Origin of the sequence: Ruegeria sp. Alg231-54 (genome assembly GCF_900143525.1) — a bacterium.
Taxonomy (GTDB): domain Bacteria; phylum Pseudomonadota; class Alphaproteobacteria; order Rhodobacterales; family Rhodobacteraceae; genus Ruegeria.
In genome coordinates, this window is sequence record NZ_FREZ01000001.1 from 390,569 (window position 1) to 412,616 (window position 22,048).

Below are 22,048 nucleotides of genomic sequence, written 5' to 3' on the forward strand. Positions count from 1 at the left end.
TTAACCTGACGTTACCGTTGAATCATTTATTCACTTTCATCTTTAGGTTGTCGATATTTTTTTAATGCCGTCACTTTCAGAGCATCCGCGCCGTGTTCAGCGACCGCAGAAACCCAAGAATTGAACTCTTCATCGCTTAGCCCATAGCGTTTTTTGGCGTCCGACAACGAAATCAGCCCGTATAGAACGCCGCGCACCACAATGACCTTGCGCGAAGCGACCCATCTGGTCGTCTCTGCAGGTGGCAGATCGTTTCGCGATAAAACCGTTCCATCTGGCAGGGTTACGGACCTTGGCCCTTCGACTTTGTGCAAATACATCTCTTGACCCTTTTTCAGCTGCGACAAAGCTGACAACAGCCTACTTAATGTCGCGTGAAACCGCCCCTTGAGAGTGTGTAGAATTTTCCTATATTCTGCCGGTCTTTCTTAACGCGCACAGGAATCGTCATGGCCCTCGATACCGAGACACCGCTGAACTCGCTTGGCTTTGCCAAACCCCCGTCAGAGACGCGGGTGGTTGTTGCCATGTCCGGCGGCGTCGACAGCTCAGTTGTTGCCGCTTATCTGGCCGATCAGGGCTATGACGTGGTTGGCGTGACGCTGCAGTTGTATGACCACGGCGCGGCATTGGCCAAGAAAGGCGCGTGCTGCGCGGGGATCGATATCCATGACGCGCGGCGTGTGGCCGAGGAACGCGGCTTTCCGCATTACGTTCTGGATTACGAGAACATCTTCAAAGATGCCGTGATCGACGAATTCGCCGACAGCTATCTGGCCGGCGCGACTCCTGTCCCGTGTATCCGGTGCAACGAGCGCGTGAAGTTCAAGGACCTTCTGGAAACAGCCAAGGACCTTGAAGCCGACTGCATGGCCACCGGTCACTATATCCAGCGCAAGATGGGCGCGAACGGGCCAGAGCTGCACAGCGCCGAGGATGCGAACCGGGATCAATCTTATTTCCTGTTTTCCACCACGCCCGAGCAGTTGGACTTTCTGCGTTTTCCTCTGGGCCACCTGCCCTCGAAGGACGCGACCCGAGAGATGGCCGCGCAATACGGGCTGTCGGTGGCGGACAAGCCCGACAGTCAGGACATCTGCTTTGTGCCCGATGGCAACTATGCCAGCGTGATCGAAAAGTTGCGCCCCGGTGCGGCGGAACCGGGTGAGACCGTTCATACAGACGGGCGGGTGCTGGCACAGCATAACGGCGTCATCCACTACACCATCGGTCAGCGCCGTGGTCTGGGTATCGGGGGGCTGAGCGAGCCTTTGTATGTGGTGAAGCTGGACGTAGACAAAAAGCAGGTTGTGGTTGGCCCGAAAGAGCTGCTGGCGACCCGGACCGTTCCGGTGCGCGAGATCAACTGGCTAGGGGATGAGCCTTTTACGTCGCGCGACGAATGGCATCTGTCGGTCAAGGTGCGGTCGACCCGCCCGCCGCGTGAGGCGATTATCCGACCTCTGTCTGAAACGACTGCCGAAGTCGAATTGCTGACACCCGAGGAAGGCATTTCGCCCGGTCAGGCCTGCGTGTTCTATTCCAATGAAAGCAGCCGCATATACGGCGGCGGCTGGATCTGGCGCGGTTACTGAGGCGTCCGGATCACAAGACGTCGGTCGGGCTGTTCATCAGAATATACAGTCCGACTGCTACCATGATGTAAGGTGCGATCCTGTCCAACCTGGCAAAACGCGGACCTAAAACCTGAGCGCGTGGTGCGCCCCAACTTGCAATCCCGATCAGCGTTGCCAGTGCGCACCCGGCCCCGATCATGGCCGTCAACCGAAACGCTGACGTCGAATCCGCGAACAGCGGAGTCATAGCCGCAAGCGTGTCAATCGATAGCGTCAAAAACAGCGCGACGACTGAGGTGATAGCCCCAGTGTCGGGCAGTTGACGCCCGCCCGAGCCTTTCCGTTGTTGCCAGATGCCATAAAGGCCCAGAGACAACGGGATAACCCCAAGATAACCGACCCAATTCAGAAACCGGCTGTGATCCAAGCCGCTGGCAATCACAAGCGACAGGCTCAGAATTATCATTTGCGCCGCCGCAAAGCCAAAGACGGCACGGCGCGTTTCCATCACCATGATTAGGCCAAACAGGATGACCAGATTGTCCAGGTTAGTTGATGTGGTCACGATCGCAGCGGAAAATACGAACAGGATGTGTTCAATCATGGCGATTGGGCAGCCTGTTCAAAACCGCTCGGGCGGCGCGCAGACCCGGCGCTTCACCACCCCGCCCCAGACGGTCCATGGTCACGTCCATCGCGCTGCGCTGCGCATCCGGACTGGTGGCCACGTCTGAGAGTGCCGAGGCTATCCTATCCGGCTCGCAATCATCCAGCAGGCATTCAGGAACCGCGCGCGTTTCAGACACCAGATTGACAAGCGTCGCTGTGTCCAAATTCACCATGCGCTTTGCGATCAGTGTCGTCAGCCAGTTCAGATTGTAGGCTATCACCATTGGAGTGGCCTGTGCCGCCAGTTCCAACGAAACTGTACCAGACGCTGCCAGCGCAAGGTCAGCCGCAGCAAAAGCCGCCCTTTTCTGCGCCTGAGCCTGGTCCGAGGGCAAATCTCGAGGGTCAACCACGACGGGCGACCCTGGCCAATCCTGAACATGTTCGGTGATCGCATCAACCATATGGGTCACTGCTGGCACGACAACGCGCGTGTCAGGGCGCTGTTTCAGAAAAAGGCTTAACGCCTGACCAAAGACCGGGGCCAGTCGATCCACCTCGCCCCGCCGCGAACCGGGCAAGGCCAGAACGATGGGCGCTTGGCTTAGGCCGTACGCCTCGCGAAAGGCCTGAATGTCTTGTTCGGTCGCCACTGGTTCGCTGACAACAGGGTGCCCGACAAAGTTACATTCCATCCCCGCGCGCTGCATATAGGGCGGCTCGAATGGCAACAGGGCCAGCACATGGTCGATAACCTTGGCCATCTTGTCCGCACGCCCGGGACGCCATGCCCAGACACTGGGGGCAACATAATGAACTGTGCGAATAGTACTTTGCGCTTTGACCAGCTTGGCAACCCGCAATGAGAAATCGGGACTGTCGATGGTGATCAGAACATCTGGATTGCTATTCAGAACAGCCTGCGCTGTCTCAGAAATCCGACGTTTGAGGTGAAAAAACTTGGGGAGAACCTCGACCAGTCCCATAACCGACAATTCGGACATGGGAAAAAGGCTGTCCAACCCTTGTGCCTTCATCAGCGGGCCGCCAACGCCCTGAAATTCAACTCCGGGTACCAGCGCGCGCAGGCCTTCCATCAAAGCCCCGCCAAGCCGGTCCCCCGAAGGTTCACCGGCGACGACGAAAACCCGCATCAGTTCGTCCGCTCGCGGACATACAAAAACAGGCCCAGCCGATCACATTCCGCAATCACGCGGTCTTTCTCAAGCACAAGGACGCCGCCCTTTTCGATCACAATTCCCGACAGCCCCGCCGCAACTGCGCCAGACACAGTATCAGGCCCGATCGCAGGCAGATCTGCACGAACGTCCTGATCCGGTTTCGGGGCTTTGAACAATACGCCGCCGCCCGCATCGGGGCGCTGAGTCAGAGACTGCAACATCCATGCAGTGCCAAAAATACCCTCGATGGCCAGCGCCTGCCGTTTTGAAACCACGCAGGCCTGCCCCACATCCGCAGCACCCATCGCCCGTACGATGCCCGCGGCGCGGTCGGCATCAGCCAGATCAGCCTCGGACGGTTGCGCCTGCGTCAGACACCCAAGTTTCGGAAGAAGGTTGGGTGCGATTTCATGGGCAGCCTTAACCTCCAGACCTGCATCCTCAAAAATGCCGATAACGGCGCGCAGCGCCGCATCATCGCCAGACATGATGGCTTGTTGCAGGATTGGGACCAAAGGCATTGTTGCCGCGTCGATCCTTGCGGGATCAATGGGCGGGCGCCCCACCGCACCTGCCATACAGATTTGGGTCACACCCCGCGCCTTGATGTCGGCGATAAAGGTTCCAACCTGTTCCAATGGAAACTCTACGTCCGGGGTCAGAGTATCCGGGCGGAAGCTCTCCATCGCACAGACCACCGGGCGGTCGGGCAACTGCGCGACAATTTCACCCGGCAAAACGCCTGTTCCAGCAATCAGCGCCAGCATTGTTTATTTCCCCGGTGTAAGGAAAGATCGATCCGAATGTCCGGTGACAAAATCGACGATCCGCTGAACGTATTCACTTTCGTTATCCGCGCCGACACGGTGCGCGCGCTCCATGAAAGTGCCATCGCCAGTCGACAATTCGCGGAAGGCCGCCCGCAAAGCGGCAATATCCTCACGTGAGACACCTCGCCGTTTGAGGCCGACGAGATTTAGACCATCAAGTTCGCCACGCGGCGCCTGAACCAGGCCATATGGGATCACGTCATTCGGAACCATGGTCAACGCGCCAATGATCGCGCCGCGCCCAACTCGGACCCATTGGTGCAATCCAGAGATACCACCGACAATCACGTCATCCTCGATGATGCAGTGCCCCGCAGCTCCCGAGTGATTTACCATGATCACACGATTGCCGATCTGGACATCGTGGGCCACATGCACGCCCGCCATCAGCAGACAATCATCCCCAATCCGCGTTACGCCACCGCCGCCATCGGTCCCGGTGTTCACCGTGACATGTTCGCGAATCCGATTGCGTTTGCCGATCTCAAGGCGCGTATTCTCACCGCCGAACTTCAGATCCTGCGGGATCTCTCCGATGACCGAAAAGTTGAAGATCACGGTTTCTTCACCAACCGAAGTATCACCGGTCACCACAACATGCGATTTCAGCTCGACCCGATCCGCAAGCTTGACCTGAGGACCCACATAGCAAAACGGACCTACGACGCAGCCTTCACCAATCTGCGCGCCGTCTTCGATGATTGCGCTAGGATGGATGCCGCTCATGTGGTCTTTTCCATATCCCAGTCGACATAGGCCGAAAACTCGGCCTCGGCCGCGACCTCTCCTTCGACCGTGGCACGGCCACTGAACTTGAAGACCTTGCCACCCTTTTTACCGCGAACCGTTTCGACATGCATCTCAAGCACGTCGCCCGGGATCACCTTGCGACGGAATTTGCATTTGTCGATGTTCATGAAATAGATCAGCAGTTCGCTGTCGATTACATCCATGCCCACCCCCAGCATGACCCCTGCGGTTTGTGCCATCGCCTCGACAATGGTCACGCCCGGCATGATCGGGGTTCCCGGAAAATGCCCTTGGAAATGCGGTTCGTTCATGGTGACGTTTTTGATGCCAACAGCCGATTGAAAGCCCGAGATATCGACGACCTTGTCGACCAACAGAAACGGATAGCGGTGAGGCAATATCCGCTGGATCAGCTGAATGTCAGCGCTTTTGGTTTCCGTTGTCATAGTGCAGTCGTCCCGTTCTGGATTTCTCTTTGACGCGTGGTTAGCAACACCGCGCCTTAAGGGCAAGCAAACCTATTCTTTGCTTTCGTCTTCAAGTTGGCTGCCATCGCCAATCTGTTCATTGATCCGCGCAATTGCCGTGTCCGTCACATCGGTTCGGTCCGAGCTGAGAAAGACATTGGAACGTTCGATAACCACAGACGCCCCGGATTCGCGCAACAACTCGATCAGGATCGGCTGCACAAGAACCAGAAAGGTCTGCCGCGCTTCTTCGCTTCGGCGCGCAAGGGCGTCCAGTTTGGCGCGCTGACTTTCGCGATGTGTCTGAACCTTGTTGTCGAACGCCTCGGCCAGCGGGCGAAACTCTTCGGTTGGCAGTTCTGCGCGCTTTTCGGTCAGGTCTTTTTCTTCCTTGCTCAGTTCAGCGACAATTCGTTCATTCTCGTCGGCCAGCAATGCGCCTTCACTTTCGATCTCGCGCATGACGCGCCGACCGAATTGCGACTCGGAAAACAACCGGTCACTGGACAGGGTCAGAACATTCGCCTGAGGAACGCCCAATTGCTGCGCCTGAGCGGTCGACACGCAGGCCAGCGCCAGAAAAACGCACAGGGCCCAAAATGGGCCCTGTGCAATTAATTTTATCAAGTTCCGCATCTGGCGATCAGAACCGCGCCTGAACGGTCAGGTCAAAGTTCTGTTCCTTGTCGAAGTCTTCTTTCTTCAAAGCTTTCGAGAAGTTGAACCGCAGGGGGCCAAAAGGCGTTTCCCACAGAACGGACACACCGATCACGTGGCGGATAGATCCGTCCGCGCCCACAATGTCGGCACCAGCAGTGTTCACGTTGTTGATGTTGTAGACGTTACCAACATCGTAGAACACACCGCCGCGCAGACCCAGTTCTTCGGGCAAGCCAAGCGGGAAGTCAGATTCAAAGCGGGCAACCCAGTAATAGTTACCACCGATCGCATCGTCCTGACCGTTCGACAGGTCACGCGGACCCAGACCCGCAGGTTCAAAGCCACGGAACGTGTTCGGACCAATCAAGAAGCGGTCGATTACACGGCTGAAGTCGTCGCCCTGCCAATGCAGTGCACCTACTTCCATCGATGCCCGCAGAACAACTTCCTCGTTCAGGACACGTGTCTGCGCGATGCCGCGCGCTGTGGTTTTGTAGAACTCGTTGTCGCCGCCAAGACCGGCCGCATCAACGCCCACCTCAAACAAAACGCCCGCATTGGGGTTCAGACCACCGCGTCGGCTATCATAGAGGTAAGATACGCCCAATGTGCTGGATGTCCGCTTACCCTGCTCGATTTCCGAAGCGATAACAGCACCGTTCACTTCATCATCTTGCTGCGTCATCTCGCTGCGGTTCCAACCATAGCGGAGACGGAGCGAAGACAATTCGCTGATTGCGTAGCTCAGCTGCGGCTCGAAGAAGACGCGCTTGGTATCGTAGCTTGCAAAGCTCGAATTCGTCGATGCCAGGCCAAGACCAAGATCGAACTGCAACCGGCGACCCAGCAAATATGGTTCGGTGAAGTTAATGATGTATTGCTCGGAATCCTGCGCCGTCGACAGAGTCAACCCAAGGTTTTGACCGCGACCCAGGAAGTTGGATTCGTTCAGGCCAATTGCAATCCCGAAACCATCGGAAATCGAGTAGCTACCACCAAGACTCAAGGAGCCGGTGGGCTGCTCTTCGACATCCACATCCACAATCACCTGGCTGGGCGTGGACCCTTCGCGCGGCTCAACATCTGCCACGGCAAAGAACCCAAGGGCACGGATACGCTCGGCGCTCTGGCGGATTTCGCGCGGGTTGAACGGATCACCTTCGACCGTATCGAACTGGCGGCGGATCACGCGGTCCAGTGTCGTTGTGTTGCCTTCGATGTCGATACGTTCAACAAAGATCCGCGGCCCTCTGGTCAGAACAAACTGAACGTCCAGCGTCAGATCACGTGCGTTACGCGTGACCCGCGGTTCGACCCGCAGGAAATCAACACCCTGTTTCAAACCCAACCGTTCCTGGCGGGCGATCGAGCTTTCGATCAGAGACGGGGAATAGGTCACGCCCGGACGGATTTTCAACGCTGCTTGATAAGCGGCAGGATCCACCCCAGGAATTTCACTGACGGTCGAAATCTTGCCGAACGAGAACTTTTGCCCCTCGGTGATGTTCATCACCAGGAAGAACGCGTCACGTTCGCGGGTGAATTCAACGTTTGCGCTGTTCACACGGAAATCGACGTATCCGCGCGACAGATAGAAGTCGCGGATGACTTGTTTATCAAATTCGATCCGGTCAGCTATAAACGTGTCGCCGCGCAGGAACGTGCGCAGAATGTTGGCCTGCTTAGTCTCAAGAATTCGGCGCAAGCGGCGATCCGAGTATGCCCGGTTGCCGACAAAGCTGACACGCTCGACCTCGATCGTGGTGCCCTCTGCAATTTCAAAGACAAGGTCGACGCGGTTGTCGCTGCGGCGAATGATGCGTGGGATGACGGTCGCGGAAACGCGGCCCTGCGCGGAATAGATTTCGGCGATCTGATCCGCGTCGGCTTCAGCAAGCTGTGGAGTGAAAACCCGGCGGGGCTGAGAATTGATCGCCTCAAGCAGTACGTCGTCCTTTAAGCGGCGGTTGCCTTCGATGCTGATTTGGTTGATCGTCGGATATTCTTCGACCTCAATCACCAGTGTGCTTCCACGCGGCGTCAGATCAACTGTCTCAAAAACACCACTGTCAAGCAAACGCTGAAACGCATCGTTTAACTGTCCGGCGGTCACTGTCTGGCCGGGTTGGATTCCAGTCCGGGCAATGATTGTCGAACTTTCGATCCGCCTGTTACCCTCAACATCGAACGAATTGATAGTGTAGCTTTGCGCGCGCGCAACCTCCGGCAGGAAGGTAAAGCTTGCTACAAAAACAAAAGAAAAAATACGTAGCGTCTGCCACAAAATATTGTTTGCTGGCTTCTGCCCCCCGCAGGATGTGCCTGCGCCTCGCCTATCAGTCATTTTTTTTCTACCCGAATTTTAGGACTTTATTGTTGAGTAGCGAGATTAGGTTTCCTTGTCAAAAGACGAAAACACAAAGCGACCCAGTGGGCCGCTGCTAATCGTGTTCAATTTTTGGTAAGAATCACATGCTGGCCAAGAAGGTCCAGCCGCCGATGGCGAGTGCAGTCGCACCGAAAAACAGCAAAAAGTCCCAGTTCAACATGAACAGGAAGCTAAAGCTTTGATACGATTTTCGAAGTGCCTTGGACATTTTAACATCTGCCACATAAAATTGAGACGAGGTGAGACTATCTGCGGATTGGGGCGAAAATGCGGCTTTTATTGGCGCATATCACCACAATCAGCAGAACAGATCGTTGGACACAGAAAAGACCATCAAACCCAGAATCAACGAAATCCCTACCCCCATCAGAACCTTCAGCACGCCATCGCTAGGAGGTTTGCCTGTTACAGCTTCATAGGCATAAAACACCAGATGGCCGCCGTCCAAGGCCGGTATTGGAAACAGGTTCAGCAGGCCAACAGCGGTAGACAGCACGGCGATAAAGAAGATGAAGCTTTGCGCACCTTGGCTGGCCATGGCACCCGAGGTTTCGGCAATCCCAATCGGGCCGGACATGTTGCAGGTGCTGATGGCACCGGTAATCATGTGCCAGATACCTGACAGTGAGCCGTCTATGACACGCAGGGTTTGACGTGCACCGCCCGATATGGATTCGAGAACACCGGCAGACTCAGTCGCAGGTTCCAGCATCATGCCGCCAACGATACCAATGCGCCAATGCGTGACAAAGCCGCCTTCTGCCTGTGGTTCGTCGGTGCGGCGCGGGGCAAGGGCGAATTCAAGATCGGCCCCGTCGCGCCAGACATTCAACAGCAGAACTTTCCCGTCGGACCCTTCGACATGCTCTTTCAGCTGATCGAAAGCAAAGATTGGGTCCCCATTGACCGACGTGATGACATCACCACGCTGAAGGTCGATATCCATGGCCGCACTGCGGGGGCTAACTTGCTGGATCAGAGGCGGAAACAACCAGGGACCGGTCACATCCATGGTCTGATCATCGCGGAAGACCGTATAATCCAGAACCGGTTCCACCGGCAGCGCGTCAACAAAGTCGGTCCATGCGCCCTCCTCGTCGAAATCGGGCACCGCGACGCCGCCAATCGCGACGATTTCGTCACCGTCCTGCAATTGCTGAACAGTGCCGGGCAAAGGATGCAAGGTCCCAACGGTCAGTGGGTCTTTAGTCACGCCCTGGGTCAGGAAAATCATACCAAACACCAGGATCGACATGATGAAATTGAAAACCGGACCTGCGGCAACCGTGGCCGACCGGGCCCAAAGAGGCGCCCCGTGCATAGTGCGGCGCAGATCCTCTGGACTTTGTTCGGTAATTTCCTCCATCGCGGTTTCGTCTTTGCCCGACGCCGCGTTCGCGTCGCCCAGGAATTTGACATACCCACCAAAAGGCAGCGCGGCGATCTGCCACCGCGTGCCGCGCTTGTCGATGCGGCTCCAAAGAACCGGGCCAAACCCGATCGAGAACACCTCGGCATGAATACCGGACCAGCGTCCAACGATGTAATGGCCGTACTCGTGCACCGCGACGATCACCGAAAGCGCGATGACAAAGGCAATAATCGTATACAGCAAATTGCCGAACTGAGGGATCAGAGAAAGTACGTCCAAAATTTTATCCTGCTCGTTGGATGACGATGTCATCGACCCACATACGTGCCAAATGGTCCGTTTGCAGCACGTTATCAAGGGTTAAAGGGGCATCAATAAGGTCGCCTGCGGCCTCGAACCTTTCCAGAACGGTCTCGACTATGTCGGCCATCTGAAGGAAACCGATTTCACGCGAAATGAATCGATCCAACGCCCGTTCTTTGGCGGCGTTGAACACAGCACCTGACAGGCCACCGCGTTCCATCACGACGCGTGCCAAGCGCAGCGCGGGATACCGCGCCTCATCAGGTTCACTGAACCTAAGCTGCCCAAGTTTTCCAAGATCCAACCGTTCGACCGGCAAACCCTTCCGGTCGGGCCAGTGGAGAGCGTACCCGATGGCATGGCGCATATCCGGGGCGCCCATATGGGCCATGACAGCGCCGTCCTGGAACCCGACCAGGGCGTGAACAATGGATTCCGGGTGCACCAACACTTCGATCTGATCCGGGGATACACCGAAGAATTCTTTGGTTTCAATCAGCTCCAGTGCCTTGTTGAACATCGACGCGCTGTCGATCGTGATCCGCTGCCCCATATCCCAGTTCGGGTGGCTCGAGGCTTGCTCGACTGTCGCATGTGCCAGTTTGCTTAACGGCCAATCGCGGAACGCGCCGCCACTTGCTGTGATGATGATTCGCTCGACCGCGGCGATATCCTCGCCGACAAGCGCCTGAAATACGGCTGAGTGTTCGCTGTCGACCGGCAAAAGCCGCGCATTGTTCGCTTTGGCCGTCTCAAGAACCAACGCACCGGCGCAGACAAGCGTTTCCTTATTGGCCAACGCCAGCGTGCCGCCCTGCCTGAGCACTTCAAGGCCCGGTTCCAGACCGGCGGCGCCCACAATGGCCGACATAACCCAATCGGCAGGCCGGGCCGCAGCTTCGGTCAGCGCATTTTGACCGGCGGCCACTTCGACACCCGAACCTGCAAGGGCCGTGCGCAGATCATCCAGACGGTCTTCATAGGCCGTAATTGCCACATCGGCGCTCAAACGCCGGGCATCATCTGCCAGTTTTTCGATATTCGCCCCGCCCGTCAGAGCGACGACGTCATACGCGGCGGGGTCGCGATCAATCAGATCAATCGTGTTTTGCCCAATTGATCCGGTCGCGCCGAAGATTGAGATTTTGCGCATCACATCGCTCCGGGGGAATAGAGAATCCCGGCTATCAAAACGAACAGGGCCGCACCCATCATGCCGTCAAAGCGATCCAGAAACCCGCCATGACCTGGTATCAGGTTCGAGCTGTCCTTGACCGCAAATTTGCGCTTGGTTGCGCTTTCGACAATATCCCCGGCCTGACTGGCCATCGACGCAAGCACCGAAACCACCACAAACATGACGCCAAAACCGGCATGCACGGCAAAGATCGTGCCAACTACAGCTGCTGCTGCCCACCCGCCTGCGGTGCCCGACCATGTTTTCTTTGGGCTGACCTTTGGCCAGAACTTAGGGCCGCCAAAGGTTTTGCCAACAAAGTATCCCGCAACATCCGTTGCCACGACCACCGAGATCAGCCAGACCATCCAGCCGAACCCCATGTTTTCGCGGATTGAGATGAAGCCCAGACCCGACGCAGCGATCCAGAGAGCGAAAAGCGCATAGATCCCCTTGGAGCGACTGATTTGCCCTGCCCCGACCAAGGCCGGTGCAAGTAGGAATGGCAGCGTATAAAGCGGCGGAAGATGATAGCTGAGCACGACCGCAACACCGGTGAGAATGCCCAACTGGATCGCGACACCATTGCGGTCGGGATCGATCATCCGCACCAGTTCCCAGGTCATTAATCCGCAGGCGATTGCGATAAAGGCTTCGAACCAGAGCCCGCCCAGCCACACTTCGACCGAACCGATGCACACAAGCACCGCGGCAGACAGAACACGGGCGGTTAAGTCAGACCATCGGCCCTCGCTCATGCCGGAACCGCTCCGAACCGCCGGTCACGGCTTCCAAAGTTTCGGCATAGCCTTTCAAGTTCAGCCGAGGTGAAGTCGGGCCAGAGCGTGTCAATGAATTCGTATTCCGAATAGGCGGATTGCCACAAAAGAAAGTTGGATATTCGGGCTTCGCCACTGGTTCGGATCACCAGATCCGGATCGGGAAGAACGTGCGTATCCAGATACTTGGGCAGAGTTTCTTCATCCACGTCCTCAGGGAGCAGATGGCCTTCGGCCACGTCACGCGCCAGCCGTTTGGTCGCCCGGGCAACCTCATCCCGACCGCCGTAATTCAACGCAATGGTCAAGTGCACCAGATCGTTGTGCTGGGTTGCAACCTCCAAAGTGTCCATCAGTTCCGTCAGCTTGGAATCCAGACGAACCCGATCGCCGATAAAGCGTACGCGCACACCGGCTTTGGTTAGGTTGCGCGCTTCCTTGATGATGTACCGTCGGAACAGGCTCATCAAACCGGCGACTTCCACCTGAGTTCGTTTCCAGTTCTCGGTCGAGAAGGCAAAGACCGTCAGATACTTGATGCCCAATTCCGGACAGGCCTCAACCACTTCTCGTACCCGCCGGGCACCGGCCTGATGCCCAAACAGCCTGGGCCGGTTGCGCGCCTGTGCCCAACGCCCGTTCCCATCCATGATGATGGCTACGTGGCGTGGCCCGATAGCGGGTGAGGGTTGAGTTGTGTCAGGCATGATGCGGGCTCAGACCTGCATGATCTCGGCCTGCTTGGTTTCAAGCGCGGCGTCTACGTTCTTGATCATCTGGTCGGTCAGGTCCTGGACTTCACTTTCCCAGAACTTCTGATCGTCTTCTGACATACCGTCAGCCTTGGCTTTCTTGATCTGATCCATGCCATCGCGACGGACGTTACGGATCGAAACACGGGCGTGCTCGGCATATTGCCCGGCAACCTTGCCCAGCTCGCGGCGGCGTTCTTCGTTCAATTCGGGGATCGGCAGCATGATGATGGTGCCGTTCAGCTGGGGGTTGATACCCAGACCACTTTCGCGGATCGCTTTTTCAACCTTGCCCACCAGGCCTTTGTCCCAAACATTCACCGTCACCATACGCGGTTCGGGGACGTTCACGGTGCCGACCTGGTTGATCGGGGTCATCGACCCATAGGCATCAACCATAACTGGTTCCAGCATTGACGCCGACGCACGGCCCGTTCGCAGCGAAGCGAATTCAGTTCTAAGGTTGCCCATGGCGCCATCCATACGGCGCTTCAGATCGTCGGTGTCCAGTTCAAAATCGTCAGACATGCTGCTCACTCCCCGTCTTCAGGTGCTGTTTTGCATGGCTCATAGTCCATCGCAATTGGGATGTATAGCAATGATGATCTGGAATTGAGCCAATGACCAGAGGTGTTTCTGGCATTTTCGGGTTCTTTCAATGGCAACTGAACCGGCCAACATTGATGTCAGCCGGTTCGATCATGTGCATAGGAATCAGGCGTTTACATCGACAACAACACGGCCTTTGACCTGCCCTTTTAGGATATCCGCACCCAATTGAGGCAGATCGCCCAGGGTCGCGGGATGAACCATTGCCTCGAGCTTGTCCATCGGCAGGTCGGTTGCGACGCGTTGCCATGCGCGCACCCGGTTGTCATAGGGCTGCATCACACTATCGATGCCAAGCAGGTTGACACCGCGCAACAGGAACGGAATGACGCTTGCGGGCAGCCCTGCCCCTCCGGCCAGACCAACGGCTGCGACTGAGGCACCGTATTTCATCTGACCCAGCACTCGGGCCAACATCTCGCCCCCCACCGCGTCAATGCACCCGGCCCAGGATTCGCTTTCCAACGGGCGTTTCACGGTTTCATTTAAATCCTCGCGTGGGACTATCGTGGTGGCGCCGAGTGATTTCAGATAATCACCCGCCTCTGGTCGACCTGTCACGGCAGCTACCTCATAGCCCAAATTGGCCAGAATGGCGGTCGCAACCGAACCAACACCGCCAGCGGCCCCGGTCACCAGTACAGGACCATGTCCCGGCTGCATGCCTTGATCCTCAAGCGCCATAACCGCCAACATCGCTGTGAATCCGGCCGTGCCCACAGCCATGGCCTGACGTGTGTCCAGACCTTCGGGCAATGGAACCAACCAGTCGGCCAGAGCGTTGGCTTTCTGGGAATACCCGCCCCAATGCGCTTCACCCACACGCCAGCCAGTCAGAACGACCTTGTCGCCGGGATTATAGCGATCGTCCGAGGACGCCTCGACCGTGCCGCTGTAATCGACGCCGGGTACGTGCGGATAGCTGCGCACCAGCCCGCCGCCCTTCGGCGACATGCAAAGGCCGTCCTTGTAGTTTACAGTTGAATACTCAACAGCGATTGTCACTTCGCCATGGGGCAGATCCCCAACGGAAAGCTGTTTGACCGAAGCGCTTGCCAGTCCGCTGTCTTCGTCCTTATCCATTACCAACGCATTGAACATTTCAACTTTCCTTTCTTTTTAACCAGTCACCAGCCTTTGCTGAACTGATAATTTCCGTTCATATCCAGAACTTGTCTCGCACGGTTGCGCCACGCATTCCGTCCGGTGTTTCAACTTCGATCCGTGTGCCGGGTTCCCAATGGCTCAGCTTGACCATACCGATTGACACATTGGTGTCGAAATCCGGGGACCAAGCGGCCGACGTAATCTGGCCAATCCGCTTGCCTGCAGCCACTACTGGCCAAGGGCGGTCGCATGGTGGTACAGCGTCGCCGTCGATTGCAATCGGACGGATTTGTTGCACCGGGCCCTCCTTGGCCACGCGCAGCAGAGCGTCTCGGCCAATGCAACCGATTGCCGTATGGGTGTTACAGAACTTGCCCAAACCGCATTCATGCGGCGTGTTGTCGTCGGTCATATCGTTGCCGTATGACAGTAACCCACCCTCAATCCGTTCGATGAGATTGGGACAGCCCGCACGGACGTGCAGGTCTTCGCCCGCCGCGAAAAGGGCGTTCCACAACGGCATACCGATGTCCGAACCCTCGACATAGATTTCGAAACCACCTTGTTTGGAATAACCAGACCGTGCGATTGCGAGTTCACGTCCCTCGAACTCGAACTTGTCGAATTTAAAGAAACGAATGTCACGCACCCGGTCGCCAAAAACACGGGCCAGTAGGTCATCCGCCTTCGGCCCCTGTATCGCCAGCGGAGACACATCGGGTTCGTCGACCAGCACATCCAGACGGTATCCGTTGGCAATGCCCTTGACCCAAAGCAGCAAGTCACTGTCGGCAATCGAAATCCACCACCGATCTTCCGAAAGCTTCACCGCCACAGGATCATTCAGCATTCCGCCTGTTTCATCGACAATGGGAACGTAAAAGCACTGACCGGGCAACATCCTCCGCAGGTCCCGTGGCGTCAGCATTTGCATCAGCCGCGCGGCATCCGGCCCACGCAGTTCGACCTGCCGTTCGCAGGATACATCCCACACCTGCACATGGGTTTTCAGATGCCTGTAGTCCGCTTCGACGGATTCAAAAACAGTAGGCAATAACATACGGTTATAAACCGTATATCCTTTAACCCCAGCAGCTTCGACACCATCAGAAAAAGGTGTTCGGCGCAGGCGACGCGAGAGTGAGATCTGAGCCACTTAAGCCTCCTCAGGCAGAAAAACCAGATCGCTCACCGGTGCAGCAGAACCTGTTTCGGTCAGCATTTGATGCAGCTGGCCCCGGTGATGTGTTTGGTGGTTGAAGAAATGAATGACGCATTGCGCATACGGTTTCGTGACATCGGCTTCTTTGGCGGCCGAGAACCATGTGAACGGGCCGCGCAGGTCCTCGTCCTTCAAGGACGCGGCCCATTGGGTTGTCCGCTGGTCAATCTGATCGCGCAGGGGCAACCATTCTGCCAGATCGATACACAGTGACGGGCTTTCCGGGATACCGCCGCCGGGACCTTGCCCCTTGTCAAACCGCGACATCCATATCCAGTCCCCCCAAAGCAAATGATTTGCCGTGCCTAGGATCGAACCAAAAAACGCTCCGCGCTCGCGGGTCAGTTCCTCATTCGAAAGTGCGGCAAGAAACCCCTTCAACTGGCTGTTTTGCCAGTGATTATATCGGGCCATTTCTTGCGCATAGGCGGCGGTGATCATCACTTTGGCCCATGCCAGTCAATTGGGCAAATTTCGGCAGATTTACCGCCAAAGTCCCAGACACGGCCGTAGTCGCGTACCTTGGACTTGGTGCCGCGGGCCACGATGATGTCCGGACCCATCCAATATTTCGAGTTTGACACCATGACCGGATGCTCGGGGTCCTTGCCGCCCAGCATCTCAATTTCACCCTGAATCTTGCGGCCGATCGCGATTCGGCGCTTGGTGCCGTCGCGCTCAATCTGAACCGGCGCGCGCTCGGCCCCGATAATCTCGCTGACCAGCATGGTAAACAAACCGGTGGTCCCCCCTGCCTGACCGCTGAAGATTTGCAACAGCCCGTTGTAGGCCTTGCCGCTGGCACGCTCATCGACATAAGCGGCCACTTTCCACTGCCCTTCGCCCATTCGGCCCGGAATATCGACCAGCAACCCGACGTTCAGACCGGACAGGTCTTCGCCTTCATAGTGGCCCTCATCAACGATAATACCCATCCACGCGTGGCAATGCCCCTCGGTCGGAGGGTGCGCGCCCAATGAAACCACGCAGGGGCAAAACACATCGCACGAGCAGTTCAGGATCAATTCGCCTTTGATTGCCCAATCTGTCGGGCTCATCTCGCGCCGCTTGGGATTGGGCATACGGCTGTCAATGCGCTGACTGATCGGCAGCTTGTCGGCCTCGGGTTTTCTGTTCTTAGCCATAGGCTTATCCTCCGTAGATTATTGGATAGACGAGCAGAACAAGACCGCCCGCAATCAATGCAAATCCCATCGGTCGGGTCACTGCGTGCCCGATCTGGGGTAGTTTCTCAAAAACCATGAACAGTGTCGCGAGACCCATCCACAACAGGCTCATGACACCGCCAACAAAACCAAGCGCCATGAAGCCCCAGCAGCAGCCCACACAGAATGCGCCCAGTCCCAGCCCAATGCGCAATCCGCCAGTGAACCCGGTTTTCCAGTGCCCCAGGAAATAGGTCATAGGGGCGTGGCAGACTCCGTGACAGACCTCTTTCGCGCGGGTGAACTGAAATGCGCCGACGGCGATCATTAGGCCTCCTGTGAAATACCCGGATTTGCCAATGCCCAGCATGTCTACGACTCCACCAAACAATAGCGCCAACTGAACACCGGTGATCAAAGCTGCAAAGCCAACCCAGACGACCAGATACCCGGACAGAACACCCAACCAACCAGCGCGCGAGCCATTGGCGCTGTGGATCAGATCGTCATAGCTGCGTAAAGTCGGCACGAGCGTCGGCAGCATCATCGCCGCCATCATGATAGCCCACATCCAGAACAGCGGGCCAAACTCGGCCATGGGCATATACATGTCCATGCGCGGGTCCATGGCCGCCATGGCCTGACCCATTGGGCCGGGGCGACCGATCCAATCCAGATCCATGTCGCGGCTCATGGTGAACATGACCCACCACGCGGACAGGATCAGGGCATAAAACCCTAGCCAAAATACGGTGCGTAGAACTGTGCGACTCACGCGCTCCTCCCGACTCAGTCCTTGCTTTTCAAATGTCAGACTTTTAAATGTCAGACAAATAAAAATTCACCGACGGTCCCCGGAATATGAAAATCGACCCAAAAAAACCTGCTGATCTGTCTGCGCAGATCGCTCAGGCCATTCGTGACGCAATCATCTCGGGCGAATTGATCGTGGATGAACGTTTGCCCTCCGAGGCGGAATTGTCCGAGCAATTCCAGGTATCTCGCCCAACCGTGCGCGAGGCTTTGAAGCGTCTTGCGGCGCAATCCCTGATCCGCACGCAACGCGGTGCAAGCGGTGGTGCATTTGTGAACCGGTTGAGTTTTGAGGGCGCGTATTCCCAACAGATCACGACCTCGACCCTGTTGCTATCAATGAATGCGGTCAGTTTCGACACCGCCTGCGAAGCGCGCTTTGCTCTAGAGCGCGCCTGCGCCCCGTTGTCCGCTCAGCGACGGACAGCCGATCAGTTGGCAACAATGCGTGCCGAGATACACCGGCAGTCACAACCGGGCCTCACAGATGAGGCCTTCTGCGCCTCAGACGTTGCGCTTCACCGCGCCCTTGTTGATGGTGCCGGCAATCCCGTTTTGTCCTATCAATTGGCCGGAGCGGTTGAAGCCATGCAGCCTTTGATGAATATGATCACCTTCACGGCGCGATCCCGCGAGGCAATCATTGCTCTGCACAACCAGATCGCTGACGCGCTGGAAGACCGAGACTCGACCAAAGTGGACGCTACGCTAGTTGAGCTTGAGAGCTACACAAGACGATTGGCGCAAGACGTGGCGCAGCAGCGACGTAATCCGGCGTAAGGAAAATGAAATGACCACCGCTTTGAACGTGATTGCAGCTCTCATGACCATTGGGTTCGGCCTATTCGGGTTTCTGGCGCCCAGCTTTACCTTGGGCGCGCTGGATCTGAGCACCACCAACAGCAACATGGGGCTGAGCGAGATGCGCGCTTCGGTCGGCGGGCTATTCGTTGTCACTGGCGTGGCTGTTTTGTTCCTCAACAACCCGATGGCCTACGCCATGCTGGGGGTTGTCTATGCGGGCGCGGCATTGGGCCGGTTCGTTTCGGTCTTTCTGGACAACCCACCGTTGGTCAAGGCGGCTACTTTTGGTGGAATCGAACTGGTCCTTGCACTTTGGCTGATACTGGCCAACATCAATAGGGCCGCCTAACCCACTGTAATTATTTCCAACGCCCGGCAAGATTCCCGGTTTGCATCCGGCCGCTGGCTCACCTATATAGGGTATGTCCTTCGGGACTATGGACATAAACGCGCTCGTAATAAGCGGATCGGACCCGGGGGCGGTACCCGGCGGCTCCACCAACATCCTTCATTTGGGGATTATGGGGCCGAAATAGGATCGACGAACGTCTAAAGGGGTTAGCTTTGTCTCGGCGGGGTGCCACCGTATCGGCCCGAAAAGTACAATTGCAAATGACAATCGTGCTCCGGTTGCAGTTGCTGCGTAAGCAGTAGCAAGACCGAAACTTAAGCCCTTGCGCCTAGCCGCGTAAGGCGGGGTTCGCAGGTACCTGGCAACAGAAACCTGCACTTTCCACTTAAAGTCTGAATTTTTCGCTGAGCATGTTCATGTTCAGAGTTTTTTCACTATTTGGTCTCATGCTGACCCCAGCAGAATAAGGAGAGCTGGGATGTCGCACGCAGATCTACTCAGAGAGTGGTATTCCGAGGTTTGGGAAAAAGGCAATACAGACGCGATTGACCAGTATTTTGCCCCCGAAGCCATGGCCGAAGGGCTTATTCCGGACATGCAGGTCGGTGCGGATGATTTCCGGGATCTGGTCATGGCCTTCCGTCATATCCTTGGTGACATTCAGGTCGACATTCCCAAAATCATCGAAAACGGCGATAGGGTATCCGCCATCATTCACTTGCGTACGACACGCGCCGACAATGGTGCTCCGCTTCAGGCCACTGGCAGCGTCATGGGACGGATCAAAAACGGCCGGATGGTTGGGGCGTATAACCAGTTCGATTTCATCTCACTCTTCGAACAACTCGGCCAGTTTCCGCAGGACACATTGCCCGTGTGTATGACCGGTCAAAGGCTGGGTTGGGCTTGATCGCCTAAGCAATCTTGACCCCCTCGGCGCTAACGCGGTAGCAAGTGCTATGGGGTAAGATTGCGAACACCCCGTGAGGCGTCAGCCCAAGTTTCGCATGTATCCGACAAAACCAGGAGACATGCTGTGCCCGCACCAAACTCGATCACCCCAAAGCAATTGTTAAGACTGATAGGCACGCCGCAATCCCCCATACTGATCGACATTTGTATGGATCCGGATTTTGAGGCTGACCCCTATCTTATCCCTGGCTCTGTGCGCCATCCTGCGAAGGATATCGAGGGGCTGGTCAACCTGATAGGTGACCGACCTGCAGTCGTGATTTGCCAGAAAGGCAAGAAACTCAGCCAGGCCGTCGTTTCTTGGTTGCAGGGCGAAGGTGTGCAGGCCGAGTATCTGGAGGGTGGCATGTTTGCGTGGCGAGACATGCCAGACGCTCCGCGTGTGCCTACGAAAGCGTTTTCGATGCTGCAGCCCAAAGGATCCCTTTGGGTAACCCGACACCGACCAAAGATCGATCGCATCGCCTGCCCCTGGCTGATCCGGCGGTTTGTGGACCCAAATGCCAAGTTCCTGTTTGTTGCCCCGTCGGAAGTCGACGCCACCGCTGCAATATTTGACGCGACCCCTTTTGACATCGAAGGCGCTCATTGGAGCCACCGGCAAGACAAATGCACCTTTGACACTATGCTGGACGAATTCGCACTGCACACGCCCGCGCTGGATCGGCTTGCAACGATCGTTCGGGCTGCAGACACCAATCGCCATGACCTTGCGCCGGAAGCTGCCGGGTTGCTTGCGGTCTCTGTCGGGTTGTCCCGGCAATACCGCGACGATCACGAAAACCTCGCGGCAGGAATGCACCTGTATGATGCGCTGTATCGCTGGGCGCGCGACGGGTTTGAAGAGCAACACGACTGGCCAATGGATCGCAAATCATGACCCCGACCCTATCGGAGCTGGTTCGTATCTTTGGACGCATCGGGCTTTTGTCCTTTGGGGGGCCTGCGGCGCAAATCTCACTGATGCATCAGGAATTGGTGGAAAAACGCCCGTGGCTTAACGAACAATCGTATCTGCGGGCGCTGTCTCTTTGCATGCTATTGCCCGGACCCGAGGCCATGCAACTTGCCACATATGCCGGCTGGCGGTTGCGCGGCGTGACCGGAGGGTTGATCGCCGGCGGCCTGTTCGTCATCCCCGGCGCGCTGATCATCGCCGTTTTGGTCGGGCTTTACGCAGCTTTTGGGGACCTGCCTCTGGTTCAGGCCGCTTTCCTTGGTGTGAAGGCCACGGTAATCATCATTGTCCTTCAGGCGCTTAGAAACCTGTCGCGCAAAGCCCTGACCGATGTGGAGCACCGGGCAATCGCCGGATTGGGCTTTGTCGCAATCTTTGCCTTTAACCTGCCTTTTCCCTTGATCATTCTGGCTGCAGCGCTTTGGGGGTATCTGAGCTTCAAGGGTGAGGCCAACACCGCCCAAACGCCCCCTGCCCCAAGTGCGACGCTCCCGCTGCGCACCTGTGCCATCTGGCTGACCCTATGGCTTGGCCCATTGGTGTTGCTGAGCGTTACTGGTCAGAAATTGCTGAGCGATCTCGGGTGGTTCTTCGCCCGCCTGGCTGTTGTTACGTTCGGCGGCGCCTATGCGGTTCTGGCGTATATGACCCAAACCGTCGTGGACAAATATCAGTGGATCAGCACGGATCAGATGATTGATGCGCTGGGGCTGGCGGAGACGACACCCGGTCCTCTGATCCTGGTCACACAGTTTGTGGCCATGCTGACAGGGCAGATCTCAGGCGGGATCCCTTTAGCACTTGCCGCTGGTGCGGTGGCCCTTTGGGCCACGTTTGTTCCGTGTTTCCTGTGGATCTTCCTTGCCGCACCTTATCTGGACCAACTGGCCGCCCGTCCACGGCTATCCGCAGCCCTGCACGGGATTACAGCGGCGGTTGTCGGTGTGATTCTCAACCTTTCCGTGTGGTTTGCTCTTAACGTTCTTTTCGGAACAATCCCGGAATTGGCATGGGGACCCCTAACCATCCCATGGCCCGAACTTGCAACACTGAACATAAAGGCACTGCTTTTAACGTTCATGGCCGGGGTGTTGATATTCAAGCTAAAATTCGGCATGGGAATGACCTTGGCTCTGATGGCCATGGCCGGAGTTGTATTTCATTTTCTTTGAACAATCCACCAACTCCCGGTCTTTCGT

General features: G+C 56.7%; 25 protein-coding genes and 1 other RNA gene. 7 read left to right on the top strand and 19 right to left on the bottom strand.

Annotation, left to right across the window (positions count from 1 at the left end; genetic code table 11):
- Positions 1 to 26: 26 nt before the first annotated feature.
- Positions 27 to 320, bottom strand: coding sequence for a DUF1153 domain-containing protein (locus DHN12_RS01995; RefSeq protein WP_108858661.1), 294 nt, complete (start codon positions 318 to 320; stop codon positions 27 to 29).
- 129 nt (positions 321 to 449) lie between these two features.
- Between DHN12_RS01995 and mnmA the strand changes: the two genes are divergently transcribed.
- A complete protein-coding gene (mnmA, locus tag DHN12_RS02000; RefSeq protein ID WP_108858662.1) occupies positions 450 to 1,595 on the top strand; it encodes a tRNA 2-thiouridine(34) synthase MnmA in 1,146 nt (381 codons plus the stop codon).
- A gap of 10 nt (positions 1,596 to 1,605) precedes the next feature.
- Here mnmA and DHN12_RS02005 read toward each other — a convergent pair whose 3' ends face one another.
- The 18 genes from DHN12_RS02005 to DHN12_RS02085 all read right to left on the bottom strand — a co-directional run bounded on the left by DHN12_RS02005 (position 1,606) and on the right by DHN12_RS02085 (position 17,725).
- On the bottom strand, positions 1,606 to 2,181 hold the full coding sequence (locus DHN12_RS02005) for a hypothetical protein (protein WP_108858663.1): 576 nt from the start codon (positions 2,179 to 2,181) through the stop codon (positions 1,606 to 1,608).
- On the bottom strand, positions 2,174 to 3,340 hold the full coding sequence (gene lpxB / locus DHN12_RS02010; protein ID WP_108858664.1) for a lipid-A-disaccharide synthase: 1,167 nt from the start codon (positions 3,338 to 3,340) through the stop codon (positions 2,174 to 2,176). Before lpxB ends, DHN12_RS02005 begins: the two co-directional genes overlap by 8 nt.
- Complete coding sequence (locus tag DHN12_RS02015; RefSeq protein WP_108858665.1) at positions 3,340 to 4,134, bottom strand: LpxI family protein; 795 nt, start codon at positions 4,132 to 4,134, stop codon at positions 3,340 to 3,342. The genes lpxB and DHN12_RS02015 overlap by 1 nt, the downstream gene beginning before the upstream one ends.
- A gap of 3 nt (positions 4,135 to 4,137) precedes the next feature.
- Positions 4,138 to 4,923, bottom strand: a complete 786-nt coding sequence (lpxA, locus tag DHN12_RS02020) for an acyl-ACP--UDP-N-acetylglucosamine O-acyltransferase (protein WP_108858666.1) — start codon at positions 4,921 to 4,923, stop codon at positions 4,138 to 4,140.
- Positions 4,920 to 5,393, bottom strand: a complete 474-nt coding sequence (gene fabZ / locus DHN12_RS02025; protein ID WP_108858667.1) for a 3-hydroxyacyl-ACP dehydratase FabZ — start codon at positions 5,391 to 5,393, stop codon at positions 4,920 to 4,922. The genes lpxA and fabZ overlap by 4 nt, the downstream gene beginning before the upstream one ends.
- Positions 5,394 to 5,465: 72 nt before the next feature.
- Positions 5,466 to 6,050: an OmpH family outer membrane protein gene (locus DHN12_RS02030; RefSeq protein WP_108858668.1), complete on the bottom strand. Its 585-nt coding sequence runs from the start codon at positions 6,048 to 6,050 to the stop codon at positions 5,466 to 5,468.
- 7 nt (positions 6,051 to 6,057) lie between these two features.
- Positions 6,058 to 8,418: an outer membrane protein assembly factor BamA gene (gene bamA, locus DHN12_RS02035; protein WP_108858669.1), complete on the bottom strand. Its 2,361-nt coding sequence runs from the start codon at positions 8,416 to 8,418 to the stop codon at positions 6,058 to 6,060.
- A 124-nt stretch (positions 8,419 to 8,542) separates the two neighbouring features.
- Positions 8,543 to 8,671, bottom strand: a complete 129-nt coding sequence (locus DHN12_RS25050) for a hypothetical protein (RefSeq protein WP_255415447.1) — start codon at positions 8,669 to 8,671, stop codon at positions 8,543 to 8,545.
- A 90-nt stretch (positions 8,672 to 8,761) separates the two neighbouring features.
- A complete protein-coding gene (rseP, locus tag DHN12_RS02040) occupies positions 8,762 to 10,114 on the bottom strand; it encodes an RIP metalloprotease RseP (RefSeq protein ID WP_108859078.1) in 1,353 nt (450 codons plus the stop codon).
- A 4-nt stretch (positions 10,115 to 10,118) separates the two neighbouring features.
- Entirely contained in the window at positions 10,119 to 11,291 is a 1,173-nt protein-coding gene (dxr, locus tag DHN12_RS02045) for a 1-deoxy-D-xylulose-5-phosphate reductoisomerase (RefSeq protein ID WP_108858670.1), read from the bottom strand.
- Entirely contained in the window at positions 11,291 to 12,073 is a 783-nt protein-coding gene (locus tag DHN12_RS02050) for a phosphatidate cytidylyltransferase (RefSeq protein ID WP_108858671.1), read from the bottom strand. The genes dxr and DHN12_RS02050 overlap by 1 nt, the downstream gene beginning before the upstream one ends.
- Complete coding sequence (uppS, locus tag DHN12_RS02055) at positions 12,070 to 12,801, bottom strand: polyprenyl diphosphate synthase (protein WP_108858672.1); 732 nt, start codon at positions 12,799 to 12,801, stop codon at positions 12,070 to 12,072. Before uppS ends, DHN12_RS02050 begins: the two co-directional genes overlap by 4 nt.
- A gap of 9 nt (positions 12,802 to 12,810) precedes the next feature.
- Positions 12,811 to 13,374 carry a ribosome recycling factor gene (frr, locus tag DHN12_RS02060; protein WP_058271567.1) on the bottom strand — a complete coding sequence of 188 codons (564 nt, stop codon included), beginning with the start codon at positions 13,372 to 13,374 and terminating at the stop codon, positions 12,811 to 12,813.
- A gap of 186 nt (positions 13,375 to 13,560) precedes the next feature.
- Positions 13,561 to 14,556 carry an acryloyl-CoA reductase gene (acuI, locus tag DHN12_RS02065; protein WP_108858673.1) on the bottom strand — a complete coding sequence of 332 codons (996 nt, stop codon included), beginning with the start codon at positions 14,554 to 14,556 and terminating at the stop codon, positions 13,561 to 13,563.
- A 58-nt stretch (positions 14,557 to 14,614) separates the two neighbouring features.
- Positions 14,615 to 15,718 carry a dimethylsulfoniopropionate demethylase gene (locus tag DHN12_RS02070; protein WP_108858674.1) on the bottom strand — a complete coding sequence of 368 codons (1,104 nt, stop codon included), beginning with the start codon at positions 15,716 to 15,718 and terminating at the stop codon, positions 14,615 to 14,617.
- Complete coding sequence (locus tag DHN12_RS02075) at positions 15,719 to 16,225, bottom strand: DinB family protein (RefSeq protein WP_108858675.1); 507 nt, start codon at positions 16,223 to 16,225, stop codon at positions 15,719 to 15,721.
- Positions 16,225 to 16,929, bottom strand: a complete 705-nt coding sequence (locus tag DHN12_RS02080) for a DUF1326 domain-containing protein (RefSeq protein ID WP_058271563.1) — start codon at positions 16,927 to 16,929, stop codon at positions 16,225 to 16,227. The genes DHN12_RS02075 and DHN12_RS02080 overlap by 1 nt, the downstream gene beginning before the upstream one ends.
- A 4-nt stretch (positions 16,930 to 16,933) precedes the next feature.
- Positions 16,934 to 17,725, bottom strand: coding sequence for a DUF2182 domain-containing protein (locus tag DHN12_RS02085; RefSeq protein ID WP_234416529.1), 792 nt, complete (start codon positions 17,723 to 17,725; stop codon positions 16,934 to 16,936).
- 86 nt (positions 17,726 to 17,811) lie between these two features.
- On the opposite strand from DHN12_RS02085, the gene DHN12_RS02090 reads away from it, so the two are divergent.
- The 6 genes from DHN12_RS02090 (at position 17,812) to chrA (ending at position 22,021) form a co-directional block, all read left to right on the top strand.
- Positions 17,812 to 18,543, top strand: coding sequence for a FadR/GntR family transcriptional regulator (locus DHN12_RS02090; protein ID WP_108858676.1), 732 nt, complete (start codon positions 17,812 to 17,814; stop codon positions 18,541 to 18,543).
- 10 nt (positions 18,544 to 18,553) lie between these two features.
- A complete protein-coding gene (locus DHN12_RS02095; RefSeq protein WP_058277883.1) occupies positions 18,554 to 18,916 on the top strand; it encodes a DUF4345 family protein in 363 nt (120 codons plus the stop codon).
- A gap of 36 nt (positions 18,917 to 18,952) precedes the next feature.
- Positions 18,953 to 19,298, top strand: a transfer-messenger RNA (tmRNA) gene (gene ssrA / locus DHN12_RS02100).
- A gap of 99 nt (positions 19,299 to 19,397) precedes the next feature.
- Positions 19,398 to 19,829 (top strand): ester cyclase, encoded by a 432-nt coding sequence (locus DHN12_RS02105; protein WP_108858677.1) that lies wholly within the window; start codon positions 19,398 to 19,400, stop codon positions 19,827 to 19,829.
- Between the two features lie 126 nt (positions 19,830 to 19,955).
- A complete protein-coding gene (locus DHN12_RS02110) occupies positions 19,956 to 20,771 on the top strand; it encodes a chromate resistance protein ChrB domain-containing protein (RefSeq protein ID WP_108858678.1) in 816 nt (271 codons plus the stop codon).
- Complete coding sequence (gene chrA / locus DHN12_RS02115) at positions 20,768 to 22,021, top strand: chromate efflux transporter (RefSeq protein WP_108858679.1); 1,254 nt, start codon at positions 20,768 to 20,770, stop codon at positions 22,019 to 22,021. The genes DHN12_RS02110 and chrA overlap by 4 nt, the downstream gene beginning before the upstream one ends.
- Positions 22,022 to 22,048 lie beyond the last annotated feature (27 nt).

What these genes read in the sequence shown, in the direction of transcription:
- DHN12_RS02080 (WP_058271563.1), bottom strand. Translation starts at nt 16,929, where the DNA reads ATGGCTAAGAACAGAAAACCCGAGGCCGACAAGCTGCCGATCAGTCAG.
- uppS (WP_108858672.1), bottom strand. Translation starts at nt 12,801, where the DNA reads ATGCCTGACACAACTCAACCCTCACCCGCTATCGGGCCACGCCACGTA.
- dxr (WP_108858670.1), bottom strand. Translation starts at nt 11,291, where the DNA reads ATGCGCAAAATCTCAATCTTCGGCGCGACCGGATCAATTGGGCAAAAC.
- DHN12_RS02005 (WP_108858663.1), bottom strand. Translation starts at nt 2,181, where the DNA reads ATGATTGAACACATCCTGTTCGTATTTTCCGCTGCGATCGTGACCACA.
- mnmA (WP_108858662.1), top strand. Translation starts at nt 450, where the DNA reads ATGGCCCTCGATACCGAGACACCGCTGAACTCGCTTGGCTTTGCCAAA.
- lpxB (WP_108858664.1), bottom strand. Translation starts at nt 3,340, where the DNA reads ATGCGGGTTTTCGTCGTCGCCGGTGAACCTTCGGGGGACCGGCTTGGC.
- DHN12_RS02090 (WP_108858676.1), top strand. Translation starts at nt 17,812, where the DNA reads ATGAAAATCGACCCAAAAAAACCTGCTGATCTGTCTGCGCAGATCGCT.
- fabZ (WP_108858667.1), bottom strand. Translation starts at nt 5,393, where the DNA reads ATGACAACGGAAACCAAAAGCGCTGACATTCAGCTGATCCAGCGGATA.
- DHN12_RS02095 (WP_058277883.1), top strand. Translation starts at nt 18,554, where the DNA reads ATGACCACCGCTTTGAACGTGATTGCAGCTCTCATGACCATTGGGTTC.
- acuI (WP_108858673.1), bottom strand. Translation starts at nt 14,556, where the DNA reads ATGTTCAATGCGTTGGTAATGGATAAGGACGAAGACAGCGGACTGGCA.
- chrA (WP_108858679.1), top strand. Translation starts at nt 20,768, where the DNA reads ATGACCCCGACCCTATCGGAGCTGGTTCGTATCTTTGGACGCATCGGG.
- bamA (WP_108858669.1), bottom strand. Translation starts at nt 8,418, where the DNA reads ATGACTGATAGGCGAGGCGCAGGCACATCCTGCGGGGGGCAGAAGCCA.
- DHN12_RS02105 (WP_108858677.1), top strand. Translation starts at nt 19,398, where the DNA reads ATGTCGCACGCAGATCTACTCAGAGAGTGGTATTCCGAGGTTTGGGAA.
- DHN12_RS02015 (WP_108858665.1), bottom strand. Translation starts at nt 4,134, where the DNA reads ATGCTGGCGCTGATTGCTGGAACAGGCGTTTTGCCGGGTGAAATTGTC.
- DHN12_RS25050 (WP_255415447.1), bottom strand. Translation starts at nt 8,671, where the DNA reads ATGTCCAAGGCACTTCGAAAATCGTATCAAAGCTTTAGCTTCCTGTTC.
- DHN12_RS02030 (WP_108858668.1), bottom strand. Translation starts at nt 6,050, where the DNA reads ATGCGGAACTTGATAAAATTAATTGCACAGGGCCCATTTTGGGCCCTG.
- DHN12_RS02050 (WP_108858671.1), bottom strand. Translation starts at nt 12,073, where the DNA reads ATGAGCGAGGGCCGATGGTCTGACTTAACCGCCCGTGTTCTGTCTGCC.
- DHN12_RS01995 (WP_108858661.1), bottom strand. Translation starts at nt 320, where the DNA reads ATGTATTTGCACAAAGTCGAAGGGCCAAGGTCCGTAACCCTGCCAGAT.
- frr (WP_058271567.1), bottom strand. Translation starts at nt 13,374, where the DNA reads ATGTCTGACGATTTTGAACTGGACACCGACGATCTGAAGCGCCGTATG.
- lpxA (WP_108858666.1), bottom strand. Translation starts at nt 4,923, where the DNA reads ATGAGCGGCATCCATCCTAGCGCAATCATCGAAGACGGCGCGCAGATT.
- DHN12_RS02075 (WP_108858675.1), bottom strand. Translation starts at nt 16,225, where the DNA reads ATGATCACCGCCGCCTATGCGCAAGAAATGGCCCGATATAATCACTGG.